Source organism: Inquilinus limosus DSM 16000, from assembly GCF_000423185.1.
In the GTDB taxonomy this organism is placed as follows: Bacteria; Pseudomonadota; Alphaproteobacteria; order DSM-16000; family Inquilinaceae; genus Inquilinus; species Inquilinus limosus.
This window is the reverse complement of sequence record NZ_AUHM01000034.1, coordinates 83,853-96,219: the sequence shown is the minus strand read 5'-3', so window position 1 is coordinate 96,219 and position 12,367 is coordinate 83,853. Positions and strand designations below refer to the sequence as shown.

At 70.0% G+C, this 12,367-nt stretch carries 13 protein-coding genes and 1 tRNA gene; 8 read left to right on the top strand and 6 right to left on the bottom strand.

Features of this window, described 5'->3' with window-relative positions; translation table 11 throughout:
* Positions 1–458, top strand: a 458-nt coding sequence (locus G537_RS44335; protein ID WP_026872019.1) for a hypothetical protein, incomplete at its 5' end; no start/stop codon positions are given.
* A gap of 147 nt (positions 459–605) precedes the next feature.
* On the opposite strand, the gene rsgA is transcribed toward G537_RS44335, so the two are convergent.
* Complete coding sequence (rsgA, locus tag G537_RS39725) at positions 606–1,676, bottom strand: ribosome small subunit-dependent GTPase A (protein ID WP_034852901.1); 1,071 nt, start codon at positions 1,674–1,676, stop codon at positions 606–608.
* Positions 1,677–1,943: 267 nt separating this feature from the next.
* Here rsgA and G537_RS0124840 point away from each other — a divergent pair, with 267 nt between their 5' ends.
* Entirely contained in the window at positions 1,944–2,876 is a 933-nt protein-coding gene (locus G537_RS0124840; protein WP_026872413.1) for a cyclase family protein, read from the top strand.
* Positions 2,877–2,899: 23 nt separating this feature from the next.
* A complete protein-coding gene (locus tag G537_RS39720; RefSeq protein ID WP_051249084.1) occupies positions 2,900–4,063 on the top strand; it encodes a dienelactone hydrolase family protein in 1,164 nt (387 codons plus the stop codon).
* A 28-nt stretch (positions 4,064–4,091) separates the two neighbouring features.
* Here G537_RS39720 and G537_RS0124830 read toward each other — a convergent pair whose 3' ends face one another.
* Positions 4,092–5,285 carry a phosphoglycerate kinase gene (locus G537_RS0124830; protein ID WP_026872412.1) on the bottom strand — a complete coding sequence of 398 codons (1,194 nt, stop codon included), beginning with the start codon at positions 5,283–5,285 and terminating at the stop codon, positions 4,092–4,094.
* Positions 5,286–5,438: 153 nt separating this feature from the next.
* Here G537_RS0124830 and G537_RS0124825 point away from each other — a divergent pair, with 153 nt between their 5' ends.
* Positions 5,439–6,449: a DUF7986 domain-containing protein gene (locus tag G537_RS0124825; protein ID WP_026872411.1), complete on the top strand. Its 1,011-nt coding sequence runs from the start codon at positions 5,439–5,441 to the stop codon at positions 6,447–6,449.
* A 113-nt stretch (positions 6,450–6,562) separates the two neighbouring features.
* Here the strand turns inward: G537_RS0124825 and G537_RS0124820 are convergent, their stop codons facing one another.
* Together G537_RS0124820 and G537_RS0124815 are read right to left on the bottom strand one after the other, a co-directional pair.
* On the bottom strand, positions 6,563–7,747 hold the full coding sequence (locus G537_RS0124820; RefSeq protein WP_026872410.1) for a Gfo/Idh/MocA family protein: 1,185 nt from the start codon (positions 7,745–7,747) through the stop codon (positions 6,563–6,565).
* A 24-nt stretch (positions 7,748–7,771) separates the two neighbouring features.
* Positions 7,772–8,830 carry a sugar phosphate isomerase/epimerase family protein gene (locus G537_RS0124815; RefSeq protein WP_026872409.1) on the bottom strand — a complete coding sequence of 353 codons (1,059 nt, stop codon included), beginning with the start codon at positions 8,828–8,830 and terminating at the stop codon, positions 7,772–7,774.
* A gap of 270 nt (positions 8,831–9,100) precedes the next feature.
* On the opposite strand from G537_RS0124815, the gene G537_RS0124810 reads away from it, so the two are divergent.
* A complete protein-coding gene (locus G537_RS0124810) occupies positions 9,101–9,556 on the top strand; it encodes a hypothetical protein (RefSeq protein ID WP_155888755.1) in 456 nt (151 codons plus the stop codon).
* On the opposite strand, the gene G537_RS0124805 is transcribed toward G537_RS0124810, so the two are convergent.
* Together G537_RS0124805 and G537_RS0124800 are read right to left on the bottom strand one after the other, a co-directional pair.
* The gene (locus G537_RS0124805) at positions 9,553–9,876 is read right to left on the bottom strand and encodes a DUF167 family protein (RefSeq protein ID WP_342665229.1); all 324 of its coding nucleotides are present in this window, start codon (positions 9,874–9,876) and stop codon (positions 9,553–9,555) included. The two genes, G537_RS0124810 and G537_RS0124805, sit on opposite strands and share 4 nt — an antisense overlap.
* Positions 9,877–9,884: 8 nt before the next feature.
* The gene (locus G537_RS0124800) at positions 9,885–10,187 is read right to left on the bottom strand and encodes a YggT family protein (protein WP_034852896.1); all 303 of its coding nucleotides are present in this window, start codon (positions 10,185–10,187) and stop codon (positions 9,885–9,887) included.
* A gap of 198 nt (positions 10,188–10,385) precedes the next feature.
* On the opposite strand from G537_RS0124800, the gene G537_RS0124795 reads away from it, so the two are divergent.
* The 3 genes from G537_RS0124795 to G537_RS0124785 all read left to right on the top strand — a co-directional run bounded on the left by G537_RS0124795 (position 10,386) and on the right by G537_RS0124785 (position 12,367).
* Positions 10,386–10,472, top strand: a tRNA-Leu gene (locus tag G537_RS0124795).
* A 166-nt stretch (positions 10,473–10,638) separates the two neighbouring features.
* Positions 10,639–11,253 (top strand): ribonuclease D, encoded by a 615-nt coding sequence (locus G537_RS0124790; RefSeq protein WP_026872405.1) that lies wholly within the window; start codon positions 10,639–10,641, stop codon positions 11,251–11,253.
* A gap of 154 nt (positions 11,254–11,407) precedes the next feature.
* Positions 11,408–12,367: a KpsF/GutQ family sugar-phosphate isomerase gene (locus G537_RS0124785; RefSeq protein WP_026872404.1), complete on the top strand. Its 960-nt coding sequence runs from the start codon at positions 11,408–11,410 to the stop codon at positions 12,365–12,367.

Sequence of the window (12,367 nt, the reverse complement as noted above, 5' to 3'; positions counted from 1 at the left end):
GCGCCGCGGCGAAGGAGACGCGCCGCCACCGGGTGGCCCGCGCCGTCGCCTGCTCGGTCGCCGCCAACCGCGACCTCGATGCCGAGACCTGCGAGGCGCAGATCGCCGCGATGTGGAAGCGGCTGGTCGACGACCCGGCGATCGACGCCGACCTCTCCCTCTCCGAGCATGCGCTGGAGGCGATCGTCTTCCAGCTCTGCCGCGACCTGCGCATCCGCCCCGACCCGGCCTGGCTGGACCCGGAGTATTCCGGCGCCGACTGGTTCGGACGGCGGAAGAAGGCGGCCAAGGACGGCGACAAGCCCCCCGTGCCCTGGTGGCCCGAGGACGGACCGGATGCCGGCCGCTACTGGCATCTCGACGAGAGCGACAAGATCCCGGTCCAGGGCTGGTATGACATCGAGACCGGCAAACGGCTCGACCGCGCTCCCTGGCTGCCGAAACCGGGCAGCGGCTGAGCGCGGCCTGCGGATCGTCTGCCATTCAGGGCCGAGATCCCTCAAGCCATCCTTCCTCGCCGCCATTGCGACAAGGCGAAGCCGTATCCAGGGCCGGTGCGGGCCCTGGATGGCTTCGTTATGCGCGCATGACGGCCCGCCCGTGCTTCAGCCCCAGTCCCCCCGCTTCTTGCCGGCGCGGTATTGCTTGTGCCGCTGGATCCAGACCTTGCGCGCCCGTTCCCGCGCCAGCGGATCCTCCTTGCGCTCCAGATGCGCCAGCTCGCGCTGCAGCTTGCCCCAGGCACGCCAGCGCTCCGGGTCCAGGCGGCCGTCCTCCAGGGCGGCGCGCACGGCGCAGCCCGGCTCGGTCTCGTGCCGGCAGTCGGCGAAGCGGCACTCCGCCGCCAGCGCCTCGATATCGGCGAAGGTCGCGGTGACGCCGTCCCCGGCGTCCCACAGCCCGAGCTCGCGCATGCCCGGCGTGTCCAGCACCAGCCGCCCGTCGGGTAGCAGCACCAGCTCACGATGGGTGGTGGTGTGGCGGCCGCGGGCATCGTCCTCGCGGATCGCGCCGGTCGCCATCAGCGCCGTCCCGGCCAGGGCGTTGACCAGGCTGGACTTGCCGACGCCGGAACTGCCCAGCAGCACCGCCGTCCGGCCCGGCGCAAAGCCGTCGCGCAGGCCGTCGATGCCTTCGCCGGTGACGGCGGAGACGACATGCACCGGCACGCCCAGCGCCACCGCCTCGATCTCGGCCAGCGCCCCGTCGCGGTCGGGGCAGAGGTCGGCCTTGGTCAGCACCACGACGGGCGCGGCGCCGCTTTCCCAGGCGGTGGCCAGGTAGCGCTCGATCCGCCGGGCGTTGAGGTCGGCGTTCAGCGAGGTCACCAGGAAGGCGACGTCGGCATTGGCCGCCACCACCTGGCCGGTCGGCCGGCCGGGACCGGCGGCCTTGCGGGTGAAGGCGCTGCGCCGCGGCAGCAGCGCCTGGATGGTGGCGCTGCCTTCCTCGGGGCGCAGGGCGGCGGCCACCCAGTCGCCGGCCACCGGGTAGTCGCCCTCCAGCGCCTCATGGGCGAAGCGGCCGGACAACGCGCCGGTCATCTCGCCGAGCGGGGTGACGAGGCGGTAGGCGCCGCGCTGCTGCACGGTGACGCGCGCGGGCTGGAGGCCGCGGGCGACGAAGGGACGGAAATCGTGCTGGAGCGCCGGACTCCAGCCATAGTGGTCGATCAATGTCGGATCCTCGATCGGGAAGCCTGTCAGGCGCCGGCCGAGGGACCCGGATTGTCAGACGGTCGGAACGGCGGCGCAGCGAAGGGAGGCGCGGAGCGCGCGGACAAGGACAGTCATCGTCACACCCTCCTTTCCGGGCCGTTCATAGGACGCCTCAAGCCTTATGCCGACGGGGGCGGGCCGTCAAGCCGGCCCGCGACTTCGTGCTTGGAGCGCGGCCGGGGCTCGGGCGATGCTCGTCCGCGCGAACCATCGAAGGGGGCTTCCATGCTGCGGATTTCGGCTGCGACGGCCGTCCTGTCCCTTGCGCTCGCGGCCGTGCCGGCGGCGCAGGCGGCGGAGGGGCTGTGGAGCGTCTACGACTCGACGCTGAAGAGCGCGAAATACATCGACCTGACCCACGCCTTCGCGCCGGTGCAGCCGGTCTGGCCGGGATTCGGCAATGCCGAGTTCAAGCCGGCGATCGCCGGCAACGAGCTGCCGGACTACGCCAAGAAGGGCGACGAGTTCACCTATGCCAAGCACGGCTTCGTCGCCTCGGCCTATTCGTTGCCGACCGACCAGTACGGCACCCAGCTCGACCCGCCGGCGCATTGGGACGAATACGGCGCCACGATCAGCGACCTGCCGCCGACCTTCGCGGTGCGGCCGCTGGTGGTGATCGACATCCATGAGAAGGTGGCGAAGGATCCCAGCTACGCCATGACGGTGGAGGACATCGCCGCTTGGGAGGGCAAGCACGGCACCATCCCGGAGGGCAGCGTCGTCATGGTCCGCACCGACTGGTCGAAGAAGTGGGAGGATGTCGAGCACTTCAATGACAAGCCGTTCCCGGGCGTGTCGCTGGACGCGCTGAAGTTCCTGCATCTCGAGCGCCGCATCCTGTTCCACGGGCACGAGCCGCTGGACACCGACGCCACGCCGACGCTGGAGGGCGAGGCTTGGCTGATGCACAACCACTTCACCCAGGCGGAGGGCGTGGCGAATCTCGACCAGGTGCCGGAGGCCGGGGCGCTGATCACGATCGGCTTTGCCAAGCCGCTGGGCGGCACCGGCGGCTATGCCCGCTACATCGCCATCGCCCCGGCCGACTGGCCGCACGGCGTCACCATCGCCGAGGCCCCGGGCGCGCCGCTGCCCAAGCAGACCGCCCCGCTGCGCCGCGGCCCCGACGGCGTGATGCGGCCGACGCCGCAATAGGCGAGGGAGGGGAGAGACGTCCGATGCGTGTCCGAGCTTTTGCGCAGGTGGCCGCGGCTGCGGCTGTGCTGACCTTTGGTGGGATCGCGATGGCGGCCGAGGCGGATCACGAGACGAAGGGGGTGACCGAGAACAACCTCCCGGTCTTCTACCAGAAGCTGAAGGACCAGCTGCATTTCGCCCTGGCCTGGGACCAGGCCGGCGGCGATTTCCCGCGCTGGCGGGCGGAGGCGCGGGCGAAGTTCTGGGATCTGCTGATCCAGCCGGACGACGCCACGCCCTTCGACGCGCAGGTGGTGGAGGAGCAGGACCGCGGCGGCTACGTCGCCCGCAAGGTCGTGCTCTCGATCACCCGCAACAGCCGCATCGCCGCCCTCCTCCTGGTGCCGAAGGGGCAGGGGCCGTTCCCGGCCGCGCTGGTGCTGCACGACCACGGCGGCAGGTTCGACATCGGCAAGGAGAAGATGGTCGAGCCCTGGGGCGACGAGGCGCGGCTGGCCTCGGCGAAGGCCTGGGTCGACAAGTACTATTCCGGCCGCTTCATCGGTGACGACCTCGCCCGCCGCGGCTATGTCGTGCTGGCGACCGACGCGCTGGGCTGGGGCGACCGGCAGAACAACGGCCCGGACTCGCAGCAGGCGCTGGCCTCGAACCTGTTCAATCTCGGCTCGTCGCTGGCCGGCACCATCGCGGTGGAGGATGTTCGCGCCGCCCGCTATCTCGCCGCGCTGCCCGAAGTCGACAAGGACCGGGTCGCGGTCATCGGCTTCTCCATGGGCGCCTTTCGCGCCTGGCAGGTCGCGGCCCTGACCGATACGGTCACGGCCGGCGTCGCGGTCAACTGGATGGCGACGCTGGATGGGCTGATGGTGCCGGGCAACAACCAGCTCAAGGGCCAGTCGGCCTTCAACATGCTGCACCCGGGCATGTTCCGCTGGTTCGACTATCCCGACGCGGCCGCGATCGCGGCGCCGAAGCCGATGCTGTTCTATGCCGGCGAGACCGACCACCTGTTCCCGGTGGCCTCGGTGCGCCAGGCCTTCGCCAAAATGGAGAAGGTCTGGGCCGATGCCGGCGCGCCGGAGCGCTTCGCCGCCAAGGTCTGGCCGAACGCCCACATCTTCCGGGCCGAGGCGCAGGCGGAAGCCTTCGACTGGCTCGACCGGCAGTTCGGCCGGCAGGAGTAGGGGGAGGGCAGGGCCCTCCCCATCGCGGTCAGCGCTTCAGCGCGGCGACTCCGGGCAGGTCCTTGCCCTCGAGCCATTCCAGGAAGGCGCCGCCGGCGGTGGAGACATAGGAGAAGCGGTCCTCCACCCCGGCATGGCCGAGGGCCGAGACGGTGTCGCCGCCGCCGGCCACGGTCAGGATCCTGCCGGCCTGGGTGAGATCCGCGGCCGCACGCGCCACCGCCACCGTGCCGGCGTCGAAGGGCTGCTTCTCGAAGGCGCCGAGCGGCCCGTTCCAGACCACGGTCGCGACCTTGGCCAGCCGGTCCTTCAGCTGCGCCGCGGTCTTCGGCCCGACATCCAGCATCATCGCATCGGCCGGGATGGCCGAGACGTCGACCGCCTCGTTCGGCGCGCCGGCCTCGAAGGCGCGGGCGACCACGCCGTCGACCGGCAGCACGATCTCGCAGCCGGCGGCCTCGGCCTTCTGCGCGATCGTCCGCGCGGCGTCGGCCATGTCGTGCTCGCACAGGCTCTTGCCGACATTCACGCCCCGGGCGGCCAGGAAGGTGTTGGCCATGCCGCCGCCCAGCACCAGCTGGTCGACCTTGGCGACGAGGTTGCCGAGCAGGTCCAGCTTGGTCGAGATCTTGGCGCCGCCGACGATCGCCAGCACCGGGCGCTTCGGCGCCTCCAGCGCCGCGGTCAGCGCGTCCAGCTCGGCCTGCATCAGCCGGCCGGCGACGGCCGGCAGGTGGCGGGCGATGCCCTCGGTCGAGGCATGGGCGCGGTGCGCCGCCGAGAAGGCGTCGTTGACGTAGAGGTCGCCGAGGGCGGCGAGGGCCTTGGCGAAGGCCGGGTCGTTCTTCTCCTCCTCCGGATGGAAGCGGACATTCTCCAGCAGCAGGATCTGGCTGTCCTTCAGCGCCTTCACCGCCGCCTCGGCCTTCGGCCCGACGCAGTCCTCGGCGAAGGCGACCGGCCGCTCCAGCACCTCCTCCAGCGCCGGCAGCACGATCGGCTTCAGGCTGAACTCCGGGGTCACGCCCTTGGGCCGGCCGAAATGCGACAGCAGCACGACGCGGCCGCCCTTCTCGGCGATCTCGGCGATGGTCGGGGCCAGCCGGTCCAGGCGGGTGGTGTCGCTGACATGCCCGTCCTCGACCGGCACGTTCAGGTCGCCGCGCACCAGCACGGTCTTGCCGCGCACATCCACGTCGTCGAGGGTCTTGAAGGCGCTCATCGGCTCGGCTCTCTGGTCTGGGGGACAAGATCGCCGGCACCGAACCACAGCCGCCGCCGCGACGCAACCGGGCCGGTGGATCGAGATCGGGGGGTGGAAGGCGACGGCATCGCGTGCTACCCGGACTCCCCGGCCTCTGACGAGGAATCTCCCATGGCGACCGGCATCGACCTTTCGGGCCTGATCAAGTGGGGCCAGCGCGACGACTGGAAAGCCGTCTGGGAGGACGTGTTCCTCGAGCACGTCCAGCCGGGCTGCGACTCGTTCGATCTGGAGCCGGACGAGCTCATGGCGATCATCGGCGAGCATGACTTCATGATGCTGTGGCGATGCGCCTTCGAGGATTTCCTGACCCGCAGCCGCGAGTCGGACGGGCAGACGATCGCCGCCGACTACATCAAGCGCCGAGGCTGGAAGGAGACGGTGCCCACGAAGCGCTACATACGGGAGCTCGAAACCTCGCTGATGGGCCTCTACGAGGTCAGCGACGTCGCCCCCGGCCAATCCTTCCTCGCCCGTGACCTGATCCGAAGCATCGAACCGATCCGTGTCAGCGAGCGCCGCGAGATCCGCACGCCTGAGCCCGGAGACAGGATCGGGGCTCGGCTGATCGAGTACGGCGGCAGGACCATAACAACCGGCGGCGTGCTGGTGTTCGATGCCGAGGCCGCGGACCGGCTCCTCGATGCCCTCGCCGAGATGCAGAAGCGGGTGCAGCAGGAACTCGGGGAAATCGCACGGAACGCCGGCAAACCCCAGTCCGATGCCGCCGCGCGGAGCGCGTCGCAGATACTCGTCAGCATGCGCGCGGCGCCGGTGTTCAGCCGGATCTGGCTTGAGCACAGTATACCGCGCCGGCTCGGCCTGCAGTGGCCGACGATCGTCGACGACGCTCCCGAACCGAGCGACCTGTCATCCGAGGCCGAGGAGCGCTTCCGTGACGAGCTGGACGCGTATTACCGGGAGATGCTCGACCTGCCCATGAGGATGCTGGACGGGGTGTCCCCGCGCGAGGCGGCGCGGACGGCCGAGGGCAAGGAGAAGGTGGTCGCTTGGCTGAACTTTCTCGAACACCGAAACCGTCTCGATCCTGACGACGAGATGCCGAGCTACGACTTCACCTGGATGTGGGAAGAGCTGGGCGTGCTCGACCGGCGGCGGTGACTGCATGGCAGACGTAGGTTGGGTTCGCGGTAAGCGAACCCAACACTCGCGAGCGCTGACGGCGGGATGTCGGGTTCGCCGGAAGGCGAACCCGACCTACGCATCTCCCGGCCTCAGATCTTCGTCCAGGCCGCGTCCTTCTGGGACGAGGCGACGCAGGCGGCGATGAAGCGCACGCCGGCCAGGCCGTCCTCGACGGTCGGCACCAGCATGCTGTCGGGTGCCGGGTCGCGCTTCTCCAGCCGGGCCAGGATCTGCTCCGCCGCGTCGCTGTAGATCTGGGCGAAGCACTCCAGATAGCCCTCGGGGTGGCCGGGGGGCACGCGGGTGGCGTGGGCCGCGGCCGGGCCGCTGCCGGGGCCGCCGCGGGTCAGGCGGCGATGCGGCTCGCCCAGCGGCATGAAGGTCAGATAGTTCGGGTTCTCCTGCGCCCATTCGAGGCCGGCCTTCTCGCCGTAGATGCGCAGGCGCAGCCCGTTCTCGTTGCCGCTCGCCACTTGGCTGGCCCAGATCATGCCGCGTGCGCCGCTGCCGTAGCGCAGCAGGATGTGGGCGTTGTCGTCCAGCCGCCGGCCGGGGACGAAGCTCTGCAGGTCGGCGGCCAGCGCTTCGGCGGCCTCGCCGATGACGAAGCCGGCCAGATTGTAGGCATGGGTGCCGATGTCGCCGACGCAGCCGGCCGGGCCGCTGCGGGCCGGATCGACCCGCCACTCCGCCTGCTTGCTGCCGGTGTCCTCGGTCTTGGTCGCCAGCCAGTCCTGGGCGTACTCCGCCTGCACCAGCCGGATCCTGCCCAGCGCGCCCTCGGCCACCAGCGCCCGGGCCTGCCGGATCATCGGATAGCCGGTGTAGTTGTGGGTCAGGGCGAAGACCTGGCCGCTCTTCTGCACCGCCGCCACCAGGTCCTCGGCATCGGCGACCGTCGTCGTCATCGGCTTGTCGCAGATGACGTGAAAGCCGGCCTCGAGGAAGGCCTTGGCCGGGGCATGGTGGACGTGGTTCGGGGTGACGATGGCGACCGCGTCGATCGCCGGCCCGCCGCCGTCGCGCAGCTTCGTCTCGCCTTCCAGCATCGCCTGCCAGCTCGGATAGGCGCGGCCGGGGGCGAGCCGCAGATCGGCGGCCGAGGCCAGGGCCTTCTGCGGGTCGCTCGACAGCGCCCCGGCCACGAACTCCCAGCGGTCGTCCATCCGCGCCGCCAGGCGGTGCACCGCGCCGATGAAGGCGTCGCGGCCGCCGCCGATCATGCCCAGACGCAGGCGCCGGCTGGGCGCCCGTTCCGCGGTTCCGGAAACCATGATGTCCTCCCTAGCTCTGGCCACTCAGCGGTCGATGCCGAGCAGGCGACGATTCGCCGCCTCGTCGGTGCCGCCGGAGGCGAAATCGTCGAAGGCGCGCTCGGTGACGCGGATCAGATGCGAGGCGATGAAGGGGGCGCCCTCGGCCGCGCCCTGCTCGGGGTGCTTGATGCAGCACTCCCATTCCAGCACCGCCCAGCCGTCGAAGCCGTACTGCGTCAGCTTCGAGAAGATGGCGCCGAAATCGACTTGGCCGTCGCCAAGCGACCGGAATCGCCCGGCCCGGTCGGCCCAGGAGGCGAAGCCGGAATAGACGCCCTGGCTGGCGGTCGGGTTGAACTCCGCATCCTTCACGTGGAAGGCGCGGATCCGCTCGTGGTAGCGGTCGATGTAGCCGAGATAGTCGAGCTGCTGCAGCACGAAATGGCTCGGGTCGTACAGGATGTTGCAGCGCGGGTGGTTGCCGACCCGCTCCAGGAACATCTCGAAGGTGTGGCCGTCGAACAGGTCCTCGCCGGGGTGGATCTCGTAGCAGACGTCGACCCCGGCCTCGTCGAAGGCGTTCAGGATCGGCGTCCAGCGCCGCGCCAGCTCGTCGAAGGCGGTCTCGATCAGCCCGGCCGGGCGCTGCGGCCAGGGATAGACATAGGGCCAGGCGAGGGCGCCGGAGAAGGTGGCGTGGGCCTTGAGGCCCAGGCGCCGCGAGGCCTGGGCGGCGTAGCGCAGCTGCTGCACCGCCCATTCCTGCCGCGCCTTCGGGTTGCCGCGCACCTCCGGCGCCGCGAAGCCGTCGAAGGCCTCGTCATAGGCCGGGTGCACGGCGACGAGCTGGCCCTGCAGGTGGGTCGACAGCTCGGTCAGCGCCAGGCCGTGCTGCTTCAGCGTGCCCAGCACCTCGTCGCAGTAATCCTGGCTTTCCGCCGCGCGCTTCAGGTCGAACAGGCGGGCGTCCCAGGACGGGATCTGCACGCCCTTGTAGCCAAGGCCGGCGGCCCAGCCGGCGATGGCGTCCAGGCTGTTGAAGGGTGGGGCGTCGCCGGCGAATTGGGCGAGAAAGATGGCCGGTCCCTTGATCTCTCTCATGTCTTCCTCCTCCGTGGGGTGCCGAGCACCCCCTCCCTGGGCGATGATTTGTTCGATGCGCGAAGCCTAACAACCCGTCCGGCCGACGCGCAATGCAATCGATTACAGCACGAGCGTGTTTGACTACCATCGTTTGGTTCCGCAGCGGGCTTGTCAAATTATTGTCCGATGAATGGTGGACTATTCACAGGAATCTGGTGCGGAAGCGAAGTACGGCGTAAGATAATTGCCCGAGTCGCCCGGAGAGGCGGGACGTGAATGGAGGCCAAGATGCGTTCGGTCGCGCTGGTCGCCGGTCTGGCGATCGTTCTCGGGCTCACCGCCTGCACGCCGCCCTCGGCGCTCGACACCAATCCGCAATATATCCGCATGACCCGGGCGGAGTTCGACCGCGTGGTGCTGGGACGGCCGTTCCTCGTGCAGGGCGTGCTCGGCGGGCCGGACCGTCTGTTCGAATACCGCCGCAACGGCAAGTACACGCTCAGCGGCCTGGACGGAAACGGCCGGCCGGTCCTGCTGCGCGAGGGCAATTGGCGCTTCGAGGCCGGCACGGTCTGCACCGGCCGGCTGAGCCGCAGCGAGCCCGGCGACAGCTGCGTCACCATCTTCTCATCCCCGCTGGCCGCAGCGCCGGACGTGATGAACTGCAATGTCCGCTGGGTCGGCGAGCGCGGCAGCCTCGACGACGGGACGGTGCATCGCTGCCGGGCCACCGTCCGGCGCTAGTTGCGGAAGCCGGCGGCCCAGGCTTCGAGGCGGGCGGCGAGGGCGGCGTCGCCGTCGATCTCGATCAGCTTGGTGCGGTCGGTGGCGCCGCCGACGATGGCCAGCGCCGATTTCGGCAGGCGCCAGCTCTTGGCCAGAAGCGCGACCAGCGCCTCGTTCGCGGCGCCGCGCTCCGGCACCGCCGTCACCGCGGCCTTCAGGAGCGGGGCGCCGTCGGCGTCGACCGCGCGCCCGGTCACCGCGTTGCGCCCGGCCCGCGGCGTCAGCCGCACCGTGACGCGCACGCCGCGCGGCCCGGCGACAAAGAGCGGGCCGGCCACGGCCAAGCTCATCCCGTCAGCAGTGCGACATAGATGTTCCGCAGCACCATCTGCAGGAAATAGATGATCAGCAGCAGCACCACCGGTGAGATGTCGATGCCGCCGAGATTGGGCAGGAAGCGGCGAATCGGCCGCAGCGCCGGCTCGGTCAGCCGGTAGAGGGCGTTGCCGATCTGGTAGACCACCTGGTTGCGCGCGTTGACGACGTTGAAGGCGACCAGCCAGCTCAGGATGGCGGCGGCGATCACCACCCAGACATACATCTGCAGCACGATGTCGATGATACGGAAGAGTGGGTCGATGACGATCATGCGCCTGTTCCAGAGGTGGTCCGTGCCGGCCCGGTCGCCGAATCCGCCCGTACCGTACCCATGCGGCCCCGGGGGAACAAGCGATGCGACGCGAAGGGACGGGCGCCCCGGCCGGCAAAATCACCAATCTTTCACAAAGCGCGAATTCCCCTGTTGACAGGGGGTGGGGTGGCATCCTACATCACGGCCCGCCGCATCGCCCAGGTGGCGGAATTGGTAGACGCGCAGGTTTCAGGTACCTGTGGCCGAGAGGTCGTGGAAGTTCGAGTCTTCTCCTGGGCACCATCTTCCTGATGGGCCCGACGATGCGATGCAGTGGCAACGACCCGCTTGTCCAAGCGGGTCTTTCCTTTTGGGGCCGACGTCCAGCTTCGGGGGAGGCCCAGGGCCGCGGCCGGATATGCGCCGCGGCCATACAGGTGCCGCGGCCGAAGACGGAAGGTGGCGACCGGTGTCCGAACCGATTCTGCATGACGGGGATCTGCCCGACGGCCTCGATCTCGGCGACGTGATCGCGATCGACACCGAGACCATGGGCCTGAACCCGGTGCGCGACCGGCTGTGCCTGGTCCAGCTCAGCGCCGGCGACGGCGACGTCCATCTCGTCCAGTTCCGCCGCGGCGCCTATCACGCGCCGAATCTGGCCGCGCTGCTGACCGATCCGGCGCGGCTGAAGCTGTTCCACTTCGCCCGCTTCGACATCGCCGCGCTGCAGGCCTATCTCGGCGTGGTCACGGCGCCGGTCTACTGCACCAAGATCGCGTCCCGGCTGGTGCGCACCTTCACCGACCGGCACGGCCTGAAGGATCTGTGCCGCGACCTGCTGGGGGTCGAGCTGTCCAAGCAGCAGCAGAGCTCGGACTGGGGCAGCGACCAATTGACGCCCGAGCAGCTGCGCTACGCCGCCAGCGACGTCCTGTATCTGCATGCGCTGAAGGCGAAGCTGGACGAGATGCTGCGGCGCGAGGGGCGCGAGGCGCTGGCCCAGGCCTGCTTCGGCTTCCTGCCGGCGCGAGCCGCGCTCGACCTCGGCGGCTGGGCGGATCTGGATATCTTCGCCCACTAGCCCGATATGGGGTCACATTCGTGCCGTCTTGTGGCGGTACGTGGATCGGCCGGGCCGACGGGGTTCGTCCGGTTCGATCCGGAATCGATGGTTCGTGGTCCACGCCTTCCGGACCGGCTATAGCAGCCGCGGCGTGAACCATTCGGGAGAAGGCATGGTGGCAACCGCAGGGATCGAGGCCGGCCGCAAGGCGCTGCTGGTGGAGCGTGACGCGCTCGACCGCCTCGCCGAATCGCTCGACGCCAGCTTCGACCGGGCCATCGACACGATCCTCGGCGCCGAAGGCCGGGTCGTGGTCAGCGGCATCGGCAAGAGCGGCCATGTCGCGCGCAAGATCGCGGCGACGCTGGCATCGACCGGCACCGCGGCGCTGTTCGTGCATCCGGCCGAGGCCAGCCACGGCGACCTCGGCATGATCCATCGCCAGGACGTGGTGCTGGCGCTGTCCAATTCCGGCAACACCGCCGAGCTGGCGGATGTCATCGCCTATACCCGACGCTTCGCCATTCCGCTGATCGGCATGACCAGCCGGGCGCCGTCGAACCTCGCGGACCAGTGCGACACCGTGCTGCTGCTGCCGCCGGCGCCGGAGGCGTGCCCGACCGGGCTGGCGCCGACCACCTCGACGACCATGATGATGGCGCTGGGCGACGCCCTGGCGGTGGCGCTGATGCATCGCCGCGGCTTCTCCTCCGACGACTTCCGGGTCTTCCACCCCGGCGGCTCGCTCGGCACCAGGCTGATCCGGGTGCAGGACATCATGCACGCCGAGGCCGAGCTGCCGCTGGTCACCCCGGAGACGCGGATGGACGAGGCGATCATCGAGATGAGCCGCGTCGGCTTCGGCTGCGTCGGCGTGATCGACGGCGGCCGCCGCCTGGTCGGCGTCATCACCGACGGCGACCTGCGCCGGCACATGAGCGCCGGCCTGCTCGGCCAGGTCGCCGGCGAGGTGATGACCCCCGGCCCGCGCACCATCCGCCCGGCGGCGCTGGCGGCGGAGGCGCTGGGGCTGATGAACCGCTACAAGGTGACCAACCTGTTCGTCACGACGGAGGACCGGCCGGTGGGCATCCTCAGGGTGCATGATTGCCTGCGGGCGGGGCTGAGCTAG